The 14,157-nt window shown below is 68.5% G+C and carries 15 protein-coding genes and 1 pseudogene; 12 read left to right on the top strand and 4 right to left on the bottom strand.

The window, feature by feature from the left end:
• Positions 1-150: 150 nt before the first annotated feature.
• The 11 genes from ACWD35_RS06405 to ACWD35_RS06355 all read left to right on the top strand — a co-directional run bounded on the left by ACWD35_RS06405 (position 151) and on the right by ACWD35_RS06355 (position 7,864).
• A complete protein-coding gene (locus ACWD35_RS06405) occupies positions 151-1,089 on the top strand; it encodes a D-alanyl-D-alanine carboxypeptidase family protein (RefSeq protein ID WP_451349988.1) in 939 nt (312 codons plus the stop codon).
• A gap of 137 nt (positions 1,090-1,226) precedes the next feature.
• Complete coding sequence (locus ACWD35_RS06400) at positions 1,227-1,574, top strand: GntR family transcriptional regulator (protein WP_451349987.1); 348 nt, start codon at positions 1,227-1,229, stop codon at positions 1,572-1,574.
• Positions 1,571-2,572: a DUF1648 domain-containing protein gene (locus tag ACWD35_RS06395; protein ID WP_451349986.1), complete on the top strand. Its 1,002-nt coding sequence runs from the start codon at positions 1,571-1,573 to the stop codon at positions 2,570-2,572. Before ACWD35_RS06400 ends, ACWD35_RS06395 begins: the two co-directional genes overlap by 4 nt.
• 106 nt (positions 2,573-2,678) lie before the next feature.
• Complete coding sequence (locus tag ACWD35_RS06390) at positions 2,679-3,104, top strand: WXG100 family type VII secretion target (RefSeq protein WP_451349985.1); 426 nt, start codon at positions 2,679-2,681, stop codon at positions 3,102-3,104.
• 59 nt (positions 3,105-3,163) lie between these two features.
• Entirely contained in the window at positions 3,164-3,475 is a 312-nt protein-coding gene (locus ACWD35_RS06385; RefSeq protein WP_451349984.1) for a WXG100 family type VII secretion target, read from the top strand.
• Entirely contained in the window at positions 3,475-5,199 is a 1,725-nt protein-coding gene (locus ACWD35_RS06380) for an RNase A-like domain-containing protein (RefSeq protein ID WP_451349983.1), read from the top strand. The genes ACWD35_RS06385 and ACWD35_RS06380 overlap by 1 nt, the downstream gene beginning before the upstream one ends.
• Positions 5,200-5,214: 15 nt before the next feature.
• The gene (locus ACWD35_RS06375) at positions 5,215-5,868 is read left to right on the top strand and encodes a hypothetical protein (RefSeq protein WP_451349982.1); all 654 of its coding nucleotides are present in this window, start codon (positions 5,215-5,217) and stop codon (positions 5,866-5,868) included.
• Positions 5,865-6,173: an RNase A-like domain-containing protein gene (locus tag ACWD35_RS06370; RefSeq protein WP_451349981.1), complete on the top strand. Its 309-nt coding sequence runs from the start codon at positions 5,865-5,867 to the stop codon at positions 6,171-6,173. Before ACWD35_RS06375 ends, ACWD35_RS06370 begins: the two co-directional genes overlap by 4 nt.
• 22 nt (positions 6,174-6,195) lie before the next feature.
• Complete coding sequence (locus tag ACWD35_RS06365) at positions 6,196-6,876, top strand: contact-dependent growth inhibition system immunity protein (RefSeq protein ID WP_451349980.1); 681 nt, start codon at positions 6,196-6,198, stop codon at positions 6,874-6,876.
• 2 nt (positions 6,877-6,878) lie between these two features.
• Entirely contained in the window at positions 6,879-7,415 is a 537-nt protein-coding gene (locus tag ACWD35_RS06360; RefSeq protein ID WP_451349979.1) for an RNA polymerase sigma factor, read from the top strand.
• A complete protein-coding gene (locus ACWD35_RS06355) occupies positions 7,412-7,864 on the top strand; it encodes a hypothetical protein (protein ID WP_451349978.1) in 453 nt (150 codons plus the stop codon). The genes ACWD35_RS06360 and ACWD35_RS06355 overlap by 4 nt, the downstream gene beginning before the upstream one ends.
• On the opposite strand, the gene ACWD35_RS06350 is transcribed toward ACWD35_RS06355, so the two are convergent.
• Complete coding sequence (locus tag ACWD35_RS06350; RefSeq protein WP_451349977.1) at positions 7,861-8,751, bottom strand: alpha/beta fold hydrolase; 891 nt, start codon at positions 8,749-8,751, stop codon at positions 7,861-7,863. The genes ACWD35_RS06355 and ACWD35_RS06350 overlap by 4 nt on opposite strands.
• Before the next feature lie 224 nt (positions 8,752-8,975).
• Here ACWD35_RS06350 and ACWD35_RS06345 point away from each other — a divergent pair.
• Positions 8,976-9,814 (top strand): annotated as a pseudogene (locus ACWD35_RS06345) (BRO-N domain-containing protein).
• A 69-nt stretch (positions 9,815-9,883) separates the two neighbouring features.
• Here ACWD35_RS06345 and ACWD35_RS06340 read toward each other — a convergent pair.
• Genes ACWD35_RS06340 through pdhA form a run of 3 tightly spaced genes read right to left on the bottom strand, consistent with a single transcriptional unit; the run spans position 9,884 to position 13,520 of the window.
• Positions 9,884-11,326, bottom strand: a complete 1,443-nt coding sequence (locus ACWD35_RS06340; protein ID WP_451349976.1) for a dihydrolipoamide acetyltransferase family protein — start codon at positions 11,324-11,326, stop codon at positions 9,884-9,886.
• 11 nt (positions 11,327-11,337) lie between these two features.
• Entirely contained in the window at positions 11,338-12,303 is a 966-nt protein-coding gene (locus ACWD35_RS06335) for an alpha-ketoacid dehydrogenase subunit beta (protein WP_451350075.1), read from the bottom strand.
• 23 nt (positions 12,304-12,326) lie between these two features.
• Positions 12,327-13,520 carry a pyruvate dehydrogenase (acetyl-transferring) E1 component subunit alpha gene (gene pdhA / locus ACWD35_RS06330; protein ID WP_451349975.1) on the bottom strand — a complete coding sequence of 398 codons (1,194 nt, stop codon included), beginning with the start codon at positions 13,518-13,520 and terminating at the stop codon, positions 12,327-12,329.
• Positions 13,521-14,157 lie beyond the last annotated feature (637 nt).

The raw sequence follows: 14,157 nt of genomic DNA, 5'->3' as shown, positions 1-14,157 counted from the left end.
CAGCAGGTCAGCCGCCCCCTTCCTGTTGCCTGATCCACCATCAACTTCCCTTTCTCACACAATTCTTCGCGCTGCTCGCGTGTCTCCTCAGAGTCACCCTCTTCCATTCGAGGCGCCTCACAGGCATTTCTCAGACTCGGAGCGATCACAGTGATAACCGTCAACAAGGGCATTCGTATCCGCAGAGCCGCAGCCGTCGTCGTCACCACTGGCGCACTGCTGGCCGGCGGCGCCCTCGCGGTGCCCGCTCAGGCGGCGACCGCGCCCACGGTCACCGCCAAGGGCGCGTTCATGCTCAACAGCGCGACGGGCTCCACCCTTTACAGCAAGGCCGCCGACACCCACCGGCCCATGGCGAGCACCACCAAGATCATGACGGCCCGCGTCGTGCTGAGCACCCCCAACCTGAACCTGGACAAGAAGGTCACCGTCAAGCAGGCCTACCGTGACTACGTCGCCAGGGTGGGCGCGAGCTCGGCGGACCTGAAGACCGGCGACAAGCTCACCGTCCGCCAGCTGCTGCACGCGATGCTGCTGCCGTCCGGCTGTGACGCCGCGATGGCGCTCGCCGACACCTTCGGCACGGGTTCGACGGTCGCGGCCCGCACCAAGTCCTTCATCTCCAAGATGAACGCCAAGGCGACCGAACTCCACCTGACCAACACGCACTTCGACTCGTTCGACGGCAACTCGACGCAGAACACGAACTACACGTCGCCGCGCGACCTCGCCAAGCTCGCCGCGAGCGCGATGAAGTACTCGGCGTTCCGCGACGTCGTGAAGAAGCCGAGCACCGTGCAGTACGCCCCGACGAGCACCGGCGGCACCCGCACCTACACCTGGTACAACAGCAACAAGCTGCTGGGCTCCTACAGCGGCGCGATCGGCGTGAAGACGGGCACCAACACGCCGGCCGGTCCCTGCCTGGTCTTCGCCGGGACCCGTAACGGCAAGACGGTCATCGGCGTGGTCCTCAACGACGCGAACCGCTTCACGGACGGCGCCAAGCTGATGGACTACGCGTTCGGCAGCACCTCGGCGACCACGATGCACCTGCGCAAGCTTCCCGCGGGGGCACCGCAGGACTGACCTGCCCAGCTTCCGACAACGGGCCCGCCGCGAAGCCTCGGCTTCACGGCGGGCCCGTTTCTCATGCCTGGAAGTGCCCGGATCCTGCGGCCCGGACCCTGCGGAATGAAATGTATGGTGCTATCGTCACTAGCATCATGTTGCTGCGTTTGGACAAGACAGACACCCGGCCCCTGCACGAACAGGTGGCCGGTGCCCTCCGGCGAGCCATCGCCGAGGGGGAGTGCCGTCCGGGCGAGCGCCTGCCGTCGGCCCGCGACCTCTCCCAGGCGCTGGACATCAACGTCAACACGGTTCTGCGCGGCCTGCGTTCCCTCCGGGACGAGGGCCTGCTGGAGTTCCGCAGGGGGCGGGGGGTGACCGTGGCCGAGGGCGCCGACCAACGCTCGGAGCTGCGGATGCGCGTGCACGAGCTGGTGGCCGAGGCGGCCCGCCTGGGCTACGGCAGGCAGGATCTCATCGAGATGATCAGGGGGATGTCGTGAAAGCGGGAACACACTGGGGGAACCGGGGGAACTGGGGGACGGCGACCGGGATCGCCGGCGTCACGGGGGTGATCGCCGCACTGCCCTGGGCGGCGAGCGATCGTCTCCCCCACCGTCTGGCCACCCACTGGAGCGGCACGAGCAGCAGGCCCGACGGCTCGATGCCGCTGTGGGCCGCCGCCGTGTTCCCGGCGCTGCTCTGGCTGGCACTGGCCCTGGTGACGACGGTGGTACGCCACCGCTCCGGGCCGTCCGCCGCCCCGGTGGCCGCCATCACGCTGCTGACGGGCGGCGTCCTCCTGATGGGCGCCCAGGCCTGCGTGGTCCGGGCGAACCTCGACCGCACGGACTGGCGCCGGGCGAGCCAGCCGACGATGTGGCTCGCGGCGCTCCTGGTGACCACCGTCGCGGCCGGCGCGACCGCGTGGCTCCTGACCCGCCACCGCCTGCCGACCCCGACGGCCTCCGCACCGCCGGCCCCCACCCTGGTGATACCCGAGGGGCAGCAACTGGCCTGGTTCTCCCGCACCACGAACCCCTGGCTCCAGGGCATGGCCCTGCTGACCGGCCTCATCGCATTGGCCTCCGGCACGGCCCTCGCTGCGGGCCTGGCCGCACCCGCCTCCCTCTTCTCCCTGTGCGCCGCAACAGCACCGACCTCCCTCGCCCTGGCCGTCTCCGCCTCGGTCCGGGCCCAGGTGTCGGCGCGCGGCCTGGAGGTGGCCTTCGGCCCCCTCGGCTGGCCGGTCCGCCGCTGGACCCCGTCCGCCATCGACTCGGCCCGCGCCGAACACCGCACCCCGGCTCAGGTCGGCGGCTGGGGCTACCGCCTCACCGGCCCCGGCACGACGGTGATGGTGCGCGCCGGCGACTGCCTGGTCGTCCATCCGCGCGGCAGGCGCAGGGAGTTCGCGGTCAGCGCGGAGGACGCGGAGCGCGGGGCGGCCCTGCTCAACGCGCTGCGGTCGGCCCAGTCCCACCGAGCAGACCTGCGGTGAAACTCACCCACAAGCCCGGCCTGCTCGCCCGTCCCAGAGGGCGGAACCAGCCATCGGTGCTTACGCGTCGGGATCTATGCTGATGTAAAGGGGGGAGGCATACGACATGGGCGTACGAGGGAATGCGTCGGGGCAGAACGGAGCGGCCGACCTTCGAGTGTCGTCCAAGGACCTCACCAAGCTCGCGGAAGACCTCGACGGCATGCAGGACCACCTCGACAAGCAGGTCCGGCGCATGGACGAACTCGTCGACCGTATCGAGGCCGGCTGGCGCGGCCCGGCAGCCACGGCGTACCGGGACTTCCATCGGGCGGCGGCCGAGGACGCCGTACGCATCCGGGAAGTGATGAAGCAGCTGGAGACAGCCGTACGGCTGAGTCGTGACGGTTTCAGCGCCGACGATCTCCACGTGCTCGAACAGATGCGGCGGGTCCACGTGGACATCGACAGCGAGGTCGACAAGCTCTCCACACCGAATACGGGAGCCGACGGCACACCGTCCCGTCCGCGCAGCAGCCTGGACGGCTTCTGACGCCGCGAGCAGCAACGCACCTGCCTCGCAGCCACGGTTACCGACACCAAGGGGGATTCATGTCGACCGGTGCCGACGGCGACCACATAACCGTCTCGTTCTCCACACTGCACGAACTCGCTGCCGAACTGGAGGACATCCTCAAGCAGCTCAACGGCAAACTGGACGACCTCTACGACCGCGTCGAACCGGTCGTGCTGTCCTGGAAGGGCGAGGCCCGCGAGACCTTCGTGCAGAAGCTCGACGAATGGGACCACTCCGCCAAGGACCTCCAGGCGGCCCAGAAGTGGCTGCACGAGTACGTCACCACCGGCCACGCCAACTACGCGGCGGCGCACCGGGCCGTGCTGCGCGGCTGGGGAGCCGCCTGATGGGAACGCCGGTCCCGGCACAGAACGGCACCATCGACGTCAAGCCGTCCAACCTGCACTTCGTCGCCAGCAGTTTCGCCGGGCAGCAGACCCCCTTCGACAAGGCCGCCAAGGACCTGCTCACCGCGCTGCACAAGTACCCGGACGCCGGCGGCAAGGGAACGGCCGCAGAGAACTTCGCCAAGGCATACGTCGAGGTCGGCAACCTCTTCCTCGACGTGTGGGCCAGGTCCGTGGAGAGCATCGGCGGTGCCGCCGTCGGCTTCGCCACCACCGCGAACAACTACTCGAAGGCCGAGGCGGCCAACGACGCCTCCGGCAAGACACAGCCCCAGACCCAGCCACCGCCTCACGTCATCGACAAGGCGCCGGACTACGGAGCCGTACCCGACCTCAAATGGGGTGACGACGACGGCGGCGACGACTTCATCCGCTCGCTGCTCGAGTGCATTCCCGAGGTCGTGTGGCACATCATCCGCCCTCTGCTGAAGCACGTCTTCCGCTGGGGCAAGGTGGCCGACGTCTACCCCTTTCCGCAGCAGCACTATCTCAACTCCCTCTCCCAATCGTGGGGGGACATGACCATCACGCTCTCCACGACGGAGAGCATGCTGACCGGCTATGTCAGCGGCATCACGCAGCAGAGCAACAGCGAGTGGTACGACGCCATGCGTCAGTTCTGCAGCGCGCTCTGGGGCACGACGGCCTGGGGCAAGAACGACCCCGGCGCCCCCTACCAGTGGAAACACGACTCGGCGTCCAGCCCCACCGCCACACACCCGGTCATGTCGGTTCTCTTCGACAGCGCGAAGAAGATCAGCGACCTGCTCTACGAGTTCGCCGAAGCCGCGGTCGAGCTCAACGGCAAGGTCTGGGACATCTATTTCGCCGCCGTGAAACAGGCGGTTGGCAACATCGACCTCAGCGACGGCGTCGACCTGGAGGACGTGAAGGAGGGAGCGAAGGCCGTCGGTCGCTTCATCAAGGGCCTCGCCAAGGCAGGAGCAGAAGTCGGCGCCGAGATCACACTCAACCTCGACACCGCCGCACTGAACGCTGCGGTGGAGCACTACAACACACGGGTCAATGCGCTGACACCCCAATTCACCGCGCTGAAACCACCCTTGGAGGAGGCGAAGCTCGCCGCCCCCACCTATAACGCGGAAGAGGCACGTGCCGAGGCATTCGGTGCCCGGGCGCTCAACGACTACAAGAACGAGCACCACTTCACCGTTCCCGGGCAGGACCCGGATAACATGTACTTCCCGTTGGACCTGGCCAATCAGGAAGGCATCTACGACAGTCACGTCATCGACAAGCATGTCGGCCTCACCGACGACCAGCTGAGAGTGCGGCTGCGCGATCAGAGCAGCGCCCCGGCGGCGTCCACGTTCACAGATCTCGCATCCGCTCAGAAATACACCACCGCAACGATCGAGGACATCGACAACGCGGACCGGATCGATAAATGGATTCAAAGCGTCCAGAAAAAGATCCAGAACAACCCTAATTACGATCCGAACAAATCAGAGCTACAGCCTCCGCTCTACAAGGAATTCCCCGGACAGAACACAGGCCGTAACGTCTCGCGCGACGACTACGATAAAGACGGCATGAACGCCCAGGCGAACGATATGCACTGGGTCCAGGTCCGTCTGATCTACAAGAAGGACCTGAACCCGCCGTTCATCGTCCTTACCGCCATGCCTCACAAGGGTCCTTGAGAGAGGTAGTTCACTGTGCAGCAGATCCCACCTTCACTGCTCTCCGAAGGGCCCGCGCCACGGATCCTGGACATCGCCATTGCGGCCCAGGAATCCAAGGGAAAGCTGTCACTGGACGACGAAATACGGCGATACATCCGAGTCGTCAACGGCGACAAGACCGCACAGTGGAACTGTTCCGTGTATGCGGCCACAGGAATTCTGGACGCCATCGCCGACCGTATCGACGGCACCTCCGACTTCGAATCACTGCCGTCGCATTTCCAGGACAGGATGAAACGAGCGTGCGGTGACATGACGCCGGCGGACTACTTGCGCACACTCGCCGAAATCGTTCGCAGTCATGACCGCCAGCCGCCGCCCGAGTACTGGGAACTTCCCATGGGGGGCTGGGAGTTTCTGCAGACTTTTCCCTATCTGTTCGGGCTCGACGCGATTCTCATGGACGAGGGCGACAAAGACTTTGCGTCAGTGGTGCGCTCCGTCGTGACGGACGAGCACCCGTACTGCCACGAACGCGCCGCCGCCTACACCACGGAGGCACAGCGAGCGCTGGCCCTCTTCCCAGGTCCGGACGCGCTCGCAGAGCGACTGTCATGGGCCACGCGCACCCGACTGCAAGAACTCCTCGCCACCGTCAACGACCACATGCAGCAAGAGCACTCATGACCGCGCATCCGACCCACTCCGCCTCCTACCCCGACCGGGAAACCGCCCAATGGGCCACCCAACAGGTCGTCACCGCCAACGAGCAGGCCATCCACCGCTGGCTCGCCCAGTCCACGCGCCCCCGCCTGACCATCGAGGCGAGCTGGCCGTCCCGGTCCGAGCCGGTCGGCCGGGTCCTGTCGCAGCCGATGATGCTGGCAGGCCGGGAGCCGGTTGACGTGCGGGCCGCCAGGGTGATCCTCAAGCGGGACGCGTCCCGCCCGCACGGCTTCACCGTCCACGCCACCTTCCCGATCTACCTGTAGAGACCCGTAGAGGCTGACCACCGTGCCCCTGAGCCCCCTCGAACACGACCGCCGCTACGCCGAACTCGACCAGGTCATGCGCGCCTACCTCGGACAGCCGGCGGACGACACCCCCGACCGGCCCGGTCAGGCCCTGACCGCCTGCCTCCGGCAGACCTGGCACAGCCGTCCGTGGGCCCTTGCGGTAGCCGAGCGACAGCTACGGGAGTACGCCGACAACCCTCCCGGACGGCTCCGGCTGCGCCTCGGCGAGTACTACGCCATCCCCGACGTCGGCCTGTCCGAGGACGACATCCAGCAGTGGCTCCACTGCCTCGCCGACCACATCAAGCACAGCATCGAGGAGGGCGAGGTCCCGCCCCCAGCCGCTCCGGCCACCCACTGGGAATGGCACGCCCGCTTCCCCGAACTCGGCCAGTTCCTCGGCGGCTGGTTCTCCCAGGACATGCCGGACGAGTTCGACGACCACGGTGCAGCCGTCGACGACTACCGGACCTCCACAGACCCACAACTCGTCGCCCGCCTCGTCGGTGAGCTGCACGAACTGCTCGCCTTGGACCTCGACGAGTCCGACTGCGCCCTCGCCGTCACCGAGTTGGGCATGGAGGTCGACCCGCCCGCGCCGTACTCGCCCAGCGCCTGGCTGGCCATAGCCGCCGACCGCCTCGCCCTGCCTCCCGCCGACTACGGACCACCCGCGTAGGCATGCAGGGGGACGCTGCCGAGCCCTGGGAGACGGCCGCCGGGCTGGTGCGGGCCGCGCAGGGTGGGGATGCCCTGGCCATGGACGAGCTGCTGACGCTGGTGACGCCGTATGTGACGCGGCTGTGCCGGCCGATCGCACCGCTCGACGTGCCGGACGCCGTGCAGGAGTCACTCGTGGTGGTCTTCAAGGGCCTGCGCACGCTGCGCGATCCGCTCGCCTTCTACGGCTGGGTGCGTACGGTCACCGTACGAGAGGCGGTACGCGTCGCACGGCGCACCGCGGTCGAGGAGCCGGCCGACCCCGCCGAGCTGGCCCGGCTCGGCGGACTCCGCCCGAGCACCGACGGTGAACTGCCCGCCGACGTACGCGACGTACTCGCCCGGCTCCCGGTCCGGCACCGGGCCGTACTGGTCCTGCGCGAACTGGAGGGCCTGGACGAGGCCTCCGTCGCCGAACTGCTCGGGGTTCCTCCGGGCACGGTCAAGTCCCGGCTGCACCGGGCCCGTTCGTCATTCCGGAAGGCGTGGTCGCGATGAGTGCCGATCCCGTACGGCGGCTGCGCGTGCTGGCGGCCGGGCTGCACGCGGGGATGTACGCGGAGGAGCACCTGGCGCTGCCGTACGAGCGGGTCTGGTCCGTGGCCTCTGATCTCTCCTCCGAGCTGCCCCATCTCGTGCCGTTCCTGCGGGAGTTCCGCGTCCCGCCGGGGGACTCCGACTGCAAGCGGGCTCTGGCCGTGGGACGTTCGGGGATGACGGAGTCCTTCGAGGTGCGGCTCGCGCCCGGCTGGTGCCTGATGCAGTCCCGCACGGTCGTGGGCGGCATGGCGGCCGTACCGGAGGGCGACGGAACGCGCTTCGCCGTCCTCGGCGCGACACGTCCCGCCGCCCTGCGACCGGTCCAGTGGCTCTACGGCCGCCTGCTCGGCGAGCGCCGCGGACGGGCGTTCGTCCAGCGGGTCACCGAGCGGGCGCAGCTGCGCTAGCGCCGGTCCTCGAAGAACTCCCGTACGGCCTTCGCCACCTCTTCCGGCCGCTCCTGCGGCAGGTAGTGCCCGGCGCCCGGCACCAGCCGCACCGCCAGATCGTCGGCGTACGGCTCCGCCCCGGCGAGCAGCGACGGCCGGATCACGGTGTCCCGCTCGCCGCCGAGCAGCAGCGTGGGCACGGTCAGCCGGTGCCGCCGCCAGGTGCCGCGGAGCAGCGCGGGGATGTCGTGCAGGACGTACTGCCAGAACAGGGACTGTACGGCGGGCGCGCTCGCGGAGGTCGCCGCCGCGTACTCGGCGAGGTCGGCGTCCGTCCACACGGCCGGGTCGGCGACCTGGTGGCGCAGCAGGAAGCGGGTGAAGCCGGGCCAGTGCCGCAGGACGGCCCGCCCGAGCACGGGGTACTCGACGAACGCGGTGTACCACAGCCGCCACAGGTTGGGCAGGACGGCGCGGTGCCGGGGCCAGGGGTGGGACATGTTCAGCGCCACGTACCCGCTGAACCGCTCCGGCGCCCGCAGGCACAGCCGGAACCCCAGGTGGGCACCCCAGTCATGCCCGACCAGCCCGACCCGCTCCAGCCCGAGCGCGTCGAGCAGTGCGATGGCGTCTTCGGCCAGGGCGTCCATGTCGTACCCGCGCGGGGTCGCCTCCGACCAGCCGAAGCCGCGGAGGTCCGGGCAGATCAACCGGTACCCGTCCGGGAGCAGGCCGGCGACCTTGTGCCAGGCGTACCAGTGCTGCGGGAAGCCGTGCAGCATCAGCAGGGGGACACCGGTGCCGTACTCGGCGACGTGCAGCCGGGCGCCCCGGACGTCCAGCCACCTGTGCTCGGCCCGTACGTCCTCCGGCAGCACCCGCTCGGTGTCGATGTGCGGTGCCATGCATGACCCCTCTCACTCCGGCGCGGTCCCCCGTCGGGTCCGCATCGCCGGGTCAGGAGTCGAGGCAGGGGCCAAAGGTTCCATCGGATTCCGAGGCAGTGTCCATGCAAAACACCGCTGCCGCACGGGAATCGGCGATCTTCCCTCGCAATCGTGAACATCCGCGCTTGCGGCTGGCATATTCGAATTTCGCCGCCCTAGGTTCCGCGGCGGAGGTGGTTCACATGAACGAACCCAGTAAGCGGCCCGACGCGGGCGAGCGGCATGAGGCGATCGACGTCAGCGATTTCGTGTACGCGGCGACCGGAGCACGGGTGCGACGGCTGACCATGCCGGACGGGGCTCATTGGTTCCCGGCGGTGGATGTGTGCAAGGAACTGGGGTACACCACGCCCCGAAAGGCCCTGATGGACCATGTCCCGGAGGACCATCGAGAAAGTCTTGAGACACTGACTGGAAGTCACTCTCTCAGCATTCCCGCAGGTCGGGAGTGGCGCCGAGACTTGCAACTCATCGATCTCCAGGGCCTGATCATCCTCGTTCAGGCCTGCACGAAACCCGCCTGCGCCCCCTTCAAACAGTGGGTCGCCGAGGTGATCGAGACGGTTCAGCGGGAGGGGACTTACACGCTCGAAGAGGCCGAGGTGCAGCCCGCCGACCCAGGCGCCCCCATCGCCTACGCCATGCCGGAACAGGTCGCGGAGGCCATCGTCCGGCTTGAGGCGCACAACCTTCAGCTGGACGAAGAGCTTGCGAACGGGCAGCGTGAATCGATCACGTTGCAAAGGGAGATGCTGGCCATCCAGAGGGAGACACTGACCACGCAGAAGGCCACACTCGCCGTGCAGCAGGCCATGGTCCGGGCGATGGAACGCATCGCGGACCGGCTCGACGCCCTCGTCCTCGAACGTCAAACGCCTGTGGACGGTAGCCGTCGTGATCGCCCCGGTTCTCGTCGAGAAGGGTGAGCTGCGCGAGCCGCTCGAATCGATCGCCGCCCGTACAGGTCTGTCGGGGCGGGGCGGAGGACGGGGCACCGGTGTACGTGCTCAACCGGCCCTGACAGCTCTGGAAGAGAGAGGGGCGGTCGCAAGAAGTGGTTGCGACCGCCCCATCCCGCAGACTAGCTGCCCTACGCCCAGGTGATGAGCCTCTTCGGCTGTTCCAGGATCGCCGCCACGTCGGCGAGGACCTTGGAGCCCAGTTCGCCGTCGACCAGGCGGTGGTCGAAGCTCAGGGCCAGGGTGGTGACCTGGCGCGGCTTCACCTTGCCCTTGTGGACCCACGGCTGGAGCTTGATCGCGCCGACCGCGAGGATCGCGGACTCGCCGGGGTTGAGGATCGGCGTGCCGGTGTCGACGCCGAAGACGCCGACGTTGGTGATGGTCACCGTGCCGCCCTGCATCGCGGCCGGGGACGTCTTGCCCTCCCTGGCCGTGGACACCAGCTCGCCCAGCGCGTCCGCCAGCTGCGGGAGCGTCTTGTCGTGCGCGTCCTTGATGTTCGGGACGATCAGGCCACGCGGGGTGGCGGCGGCGATGCCCAGGTTCACGTAGTGCTTGAGCACGATCTCCTGGTTCGCCTCGTCCCAGGCGGCGCTGATCTCCGGGTTGCGCTTGATGGCGACCAGCAGGGCCTTGGCGATCAGCAGGAGCGGGTTCACCCGCCGGCCCTGCATCTCCTTGTCCTGCTTCAGCTCCTCGATCAGCTTCATCGTGCGCGTCACGTCCACCGTCACGAACTCCGTGACGTGCGGGGCGGTGAACGCGGAGTTGACCATCGCCTGGGCCGTCATCTTGCGGACGCCCTTGACCGGGATGCGGGTCTCGCGCGCACCGTCGTAGGCGACGACCGGAGCGGGAGCGGAAACCGGAGCAGGAGCGGAAACCGGGGCGGGGACCGCCGGGGCCACCAGCTCGGCGGGGGCGGCCGGGGCCGCTGCCGCATGGACGTCCTCGCGCGTGATGATGCCGTCCGGGCCGGACGGGATGACGGCCGTGAGGTCGACGCCGAGGTCCTTGGCCAGCTTGCGCACCGGCGGCTTGGCCAGCGGGCGGGGCTTCTCCGCGACCTGGCCGGTGTGGCCGTTCAGCTCGCCCTGGATCGCCTGCGCCGCCGACGGCGCCGGGACGGTGGTCCCGGGGGCAGCCTTGCGGGGGCGGCGCTTGGTGGAAGAGGTGGCCACGCCGTAGCCGACCAGGACCGGCTGGCGGGCCGGCGGCTTGGGTTCCTCCTCCTTGGGCGCCTCGGCCGCAGGCGCAGCCTCCGCCTTCGGCTGCTCGGCCGGCGCGGCGGCGGGAGCCGGAGCAGCGCCGCCGGACACGTCCACCGCGATGATGGCCATGCCCACGTCGACGGTGGTGCCCTCCGGGAAGTGCAGTGCGCGCACCACACCGTCGTAGGGGATGGGCAGTTCGACGGCCGCCTTGGCGGTCTCGACCTCGCACACCACCTGGCCGTCGGTGACCGTGTCACCGGGCTGCACGTACCACTTGAGGATCTCGGCCTCGGTGAGTCCCTCGCCCACGTCGGGCATCTTGAACTCGCGTACGGATGCTTCCGTCATCGTCGTCACGCCCCTCTCCCTCAGTACGCCAGCGAGCGGTCGACGGCGTCGAGCACCCGGTCCAGGCCCGGCAGGTACTCCTCCTCCAGACGCGCCGGTGGGTACGGGGCGTGGTAGCCGCCGACCCGGAGCACCGGGGCCTCCAGGTGGTAGAAGCAGCGCTCGGTGATCCGCGCGGCGATCTCCGCACCGGAGCCGAAGAACACCGGCGCCTCGTGGACCACGACGAGGCGGCGGGTCTTCTCGACCGACGCCTGGACGGTGTCGAAGTCGATCGGCGAGATCGAGCGCAGGTCGACGACCTCGAGGGACTTGCCCTCCTCGGCCGCCGCGTCGGCGACCTCCTGGCACAGCTTCACCATCGGGCCGTAGGCGGCCAGGGTGAGGTCGGTGCCCTCGCGGACCACGCTCGCCTTGTGCAGCGGGCCGGGGATCGCCTCGGTGTTGACCTCGGCCTTGTCCCAGTAGCGCCGCTTGGGCTCGAAGTAGATCACCGGGTCGTCGCTCTGGATGGCCTGCTGCATCATCCAGTACGCGTCGGAGGCGTTGGAGGGGCTGACGACCTTCAGGCCGGCGACGTGCGCGAACAGCGCCTCGGGGGACTCCGAGTGGTGCTCGACCGCGCCGATGCCGCCGCCGTAGGGGATACGGATGACGACCGGCATCTTGACCTTGCCCAGGGCGCGGGCGTGCATCTTCGCGAGCTGCGTGACGATCTGGTCGTACGCCGGGAAGACGAAGCCGTCGAACTGGATCTCCACCACCGGGCGGTAGCCGCGCAGGGCCAGGCCGATCGCGGTGCCGACGATGCCCGACTCGGCGAGCGGGGTGTCGATGACGCGGCTCTCGCCGAAGTCCTTCTGCAGGCCGTCCGTCACCCGGAAGACGCCGCCGAGCTTGCCGACGTCCTCGCCCATGATGACGACCTTGGGGTCCGCTTCCAGGGCGCGGCGCAGCGACTCGTTGATCGCCTTGGCCATCGCCATGGTCTTGGTCTCCGCTGCCATGATCAGACCCCCTCGGCCTCTGCATCCGCGAACGACGCCTGGTAGGCGGCGAACTGGGCGCGCTCCTCGTCGACGAGCGCGTGCCCGTCCGCGTACACGTTCTCGAAGATGGCGAAGTGATCCGGGTCCGGCATGGCACGGACCGCTTCGCGCACTCGTTTGCCCAACGCCTCGGACTCGGCTTCGAGTTCCGCGAAGAATCCCTCGTCCGCGTGGTTTGAGGACTCCAGGTACCGGCGAAGGCGCAGGATCGGGTCCTTCGCCTCCCAGGCCAGCCGCTCCTCGTCACCCCGGTAGCGGGTGGGGTCGTCGGAGGTGGTGTGGGCACCCATGCGGTAGGTGAACGCCTCGACCAGGGTGGGGCCCTCGCCGCGGCGGGCGCGCTCCAGCGCCCACTTGGTGACCGCGAGGCAGGCCAGCACGTCGTTGCCGTCCACCCGCACGCCCGGGAAACCGAAGCCCTGCGCGCGCTGGTAGAGCGGCACGCGGCTCTGCTTCTCGGTGGGCTCGGAGATCGCCCACTGGTTGTTCTGGCAGAAGAACACCACGGGGGCGTTGTAGACCGCGGAGAACGTGAACGATTCCGCCACGTCGCCCTGGCTGGAGGCGCCGTCGCCGAAGTAGGCGATGACCGCCGAGTCCGCACCGTCCTTGGCGACGCCCATCGCGTAGCCGGTGGCGTGCAGCGTCTGCGAGCCGATGACGATCGTGTAGAGGTGGAAGTTGTTGCTGTTCGGGTCCCAGCCGCCGTTGTTCACACCCCGGAACATGCCGAGCAGGTTGGCCGGGTCGACCCCGCGGCACCAGGCGACGCCGTGCTCGCGGTAGGTCGGGAAGACGTAGTCGTCCTCACGGGTGGCCCGGCCGGAGCCGATCTGGGCGGCCTCCTGGCCGAGCAGCGAGGCCCACAGGCCCAGCTCGCCCTGACGCTGCAGCGCGGTGGCCTCGGCGTCGAAGCGGCGGGTGAGCACCATGTCGCGGTACAGGCCGCGGAGCTCTTCGGGGGTGATGCCGGCGACGTAGGAGTCGTACTCGGCGTTCTTGACCCGCTTGCCCTCCGGCGTAAGAAGCTGCACGAGTTCAGGTTCGTTGCTCTTCTTCGCGGTGGTGCGGGTGGTGCGCTTGCCGCCGGTCGTGCCGGCCTTGCCTGCGGCGGTGCGTCGCGGCTCGCGCGCGGCACTGCTCTCCACGGTCACGTGTGCTCCTCCGTCGTTCCGGCCGCCGGGGTTGCCGGTAGGCCAGTGCGGCTCACCTGTTGTCGTCCCAGGGGCACGGGGTGGGTGCCACTCGGCCGGGAACAGGCGTGACAGGTGCCCCGGCGAGCGCCCTGCAACATTCACGTTACCCAGTGCTCCACATTTCTGTGAAACCCCTTCTGACCTGCGTTTTTGCTTGGATTTCCAAGTAAAAGCGCGAAGACCGAAAGGTCGCTGGTCACAGCCTTGCAGGAGGCCGGAGCTACGGCACCGTATCCCGGCGACCCCGGCCTCGGGAAGAGCCAATTTGTGAGACTGATCGCCCACACGAAGGCCGACAAATCACCGTATATCTGGGTGATGGTCACCCGGTCGAGGCCGCCGGTGAGGCCGGCACGGTTACCTACTCGCCAGTAACGGATTCCGGTCACCCCGTTCCCGAGCCGCCGCTTATGCCGGACTCAAGCCACGCGAATGCAGCGGAAAAGCAGGGAAGTGCTTGAGTTTCTTTACGGGATCACGTGCGGGATCACCTACATGATCACCCGAGTTTGACGCCGCGTGACCGAAAGCGACCATCGGCGACTATCTGTGACAAGCCCCAGCTCACGGCCCTCTTTCCGTGCCCTAGCATCTG

The sequence above is a fragment of the Streptomyces sp. NPDC002671 genome, assembly GCF_053592475.1.
The sequence above is the reverse complement of the archived record's forward strand: the minus strand, read 5'-3'. Positions and strand labels throughout refer to the sequence as shown.

Bases quoted from the DNA above. Each gene is read 5' to 3' on its own strand.
- ACWD35_RS06355 (WP_451349978.1), top strand. From the start codon at position 7,412: ATGAGTGCCGATCCCGTACGGCGGCTGCGCGTGCTGGCGGCCGGGCTG.
- ACWD35_RS06400 (WP_451349987.1), top strand. From the start codon at position 1,227: ATGTTGCTGCGTTTGGACAAGACAGACACCCGGCCCCTGCACGAACAG.
- ACWD35_RS06370 (WP_451349981.1), top strand. From the start codon at position 5,865: ATGACCGCGCATCCGACCCACTCCGCCTCCTACCCCGACCGGGAAACC.
- ACWD35_RS06360 (WP_451349979.1), top strand. From the start codon at position 6,879: ATGCAGGGGGACGCTGCCGAGCCCTGGGAGACGGCCGCCGGGCTGGTG.
- ACWD35_RS06385 (WP_451349984.1), top strand. From the start codon at position 3,164: ATGTCGACCGGTGCCGACGGCGACCACATAACCGTCTCGTTCTCCACA.
- ACWD35_RS06350 (WP_451349977.1), bottom strand. From the start codon at position 8,751: ATGGCACCGCACATCGACACCGAGCGGGTGCTGCCGGAGGACGTACGG.
- ACWD35_RS06380 (WP_451349983.1), top strand. From the start codon at position 3,475: ATGGGAACGCCGGTCCCGGCACAGAACGGCACCATCGACGTCAAGCCG.
- ACWD35_RS06390 (WP_451349985.1), top strand. From the start codon at position 2,679: ATGGGCGTACGAGGGAATGCGTCGGGGCAGAACGGAGCGGCCGACCTT.
- ACWD35_RS06335 (WP_451350075.1), bottom strand. From the start codon at position 12,303: ATGGCGATGGCCAAGGCGATCAACGAGTCGCTGCGCCGCGCCCTGGAA.